Genomic DNA, 1,881 nt, shown 5'->3' with positions numbered 1-1,881 from the left:
CAGGCGCGCACCTGGCGGTTGGCATCGGCGAGGTCGCGGAAGTCGCGCAGCGGCCCGAAGCTGTTCTTTACGTACTTGACTCCCGATTCCACGATACCCTTCTTCTGTAAGCGGTCTTTTAAGGGCGTCCCTTCCGGCCGCCGGCGGTATCCGAAGACGGTTGAGGGCTTGAGCCTCCAGGGCAGCAGAGCCTCGTAGTCGTCGGCTGTCTGTGCGTGTGGCAACGCCTTGAACAAGGCAACGAGATACTGATACGAATCGACGTCGTTGGCCTTGCAGGTTTCCACCAGCGAGTAAAGACTTGCGCTGGCGTTGGCACCGGCCACGGTGTCGCAGAAGAGGAAGTTTCTCCGTCCGATCACGAATGGCCTAATCGCGTTCTCGCAGGGATTGTTCGAGATCGGCCAGGTTCCGTTCTCGATGTAGCGCACGAGCTTTGGCCACTGCCCATGCAGGTAGTGCAGCGCCTTGCCGAACAGGCTTTGCGGCAGCACGGTATGCAGATGTTGCAGCAGCATTGTTTCGATCTCGGCCAGCAGCGGCTGGCTTTGTTCGGCGCGAACCTGCTGCCGTTGTTCCGGCTTCATCTTGAGCGTGTGGCTTTCGATGGCAAACAGCTTGCCGATGCGCTGCAGGGATCCGGTGACCGGGTGGTCGGGGCGCTTGTCCTTGGGCAAGGCTTGCTCCGCCTCGACCAGGTAGCGGCGCGCGTGTGCCCAGCATCCGAGATGCACCAACTGATAGGTGTTTGAGACGTCGTCGTATGGTGCATAGCCGTCGGTCATCAACACCGCCCCAGGCTTGATACCGGCATAGAGAGCCGTAGCCTGCTTTGTCTCGCGTGTCGGGCTATAGGCAAACAACCGTACCGGCGGCCCCGTGCCATTCATCTGCGCCCATAGGAAGCTCTTTCTCTGGGCAGGCCTGCCGGGCTCCTTGAGCACCTGTACCGTTGTCTCGTCACCGTACACGACGTCTGCTTCCAGCAGATGGTCGCGCAGCAGGTTGACGACTGGCTGCACCGCTTGGCCTACTCGCACTATGCTTGCGGCCAGGGTGCCGCGAGAGAGGTCCCCGCCGAAGCGATGCAGCAGCGCTGCCTGGCGGTACAGCGGCAGGCCATCCTGATACTTCGAGGTGATGCACCAGGCCAGCGCCGATTCGGTAAGGAGTCCCTTGGGAATAATGCGCGCCGGTGCCGGCGTTGTCTTGATGCCGCCGTCGCAGCATGGGCAGGCGTACTTGACCCGCTGGTGCTGGATCACGCGGACCTGCTGCGGCACGATGTCGAGCTGTTCGCTGACCTCGACGCCAATCTCGACCAGAGTCTGGCCATCGAGGGGGCTGACGCGTTCCGACTCGGGTAGTTCGTGACGAACCTCGACACGGGGCAGCGCCGGATGGAGCGGCTTGCGGCCACGCTTCTTGCGTTTGTGTCCGGCCACTTCGGTCTCGGGCGTACCTTCTTCTTCCTGCGCTGGCTGCGCGGCCGCCGCCAAGGCTTCGGCTTCATTGAGGAACAAGTCCTTCTGCTCCGAACCTCGCGCCTCGCTCTTGGCGGCGAACAGCTTACGCTGGAACGCCTTGAGCTGTTCCAAGAGCAGGTCTCGCTGGACCGTCATCACACGCAGCTCGCCCTTGATTGCCTCGCGTTCCGCGAGTATTGCCTTGAGTTCGCGTTCGGCATCGCGCAACAATTGCAGCTCGGCGGCGGTAACGGTGACGGGCGTGGATGGCATGGCGGGTTAGACCGCTGCCGCCAAGCAGCGTTCACGCAGCGCGATGGTATTCTCGGTGCGGGTGCCGGCGCATCGCCTCGATGTCGATTCCCTGGAGCAGCCAGTGCAACGGTTCGACCGTCAGCATAGCCACTGTCGCCTC

The 1,881-nt window shown here is 62.5% G+C and carries 1 protein-coding gene; it reads right to left on the bottom strand.

The annotated features are described in order from the left end of the window. A partial coding sequence (tnpC, locus tag A3AG_RS30905) for an IS66 family transposase (RefSeq protein ID WP_018003644.1) occupies positions 1–1,739 on the bottom strand: 1,739 nt, incomplete at its 3' end. Positions 1,740–1,881 lie beyond the last annotated feature (142 nt).

It is taken from the genome of Cupriavidus neocaledonicus, from assembly GCF_000372525.1.
Classification (GTDB): domain Bacteria; phylum Pseudomonadota; class Gammaproteobacteria; order Burkholderiales; family Burkholderiaceae; genus Cupriavidus; species Cupriavidus neocaledonicus.
Note: the sequence above shows the minus strand (reverse complement) of the source record. Positions and strands in the feature narration are given on the sequence as shown.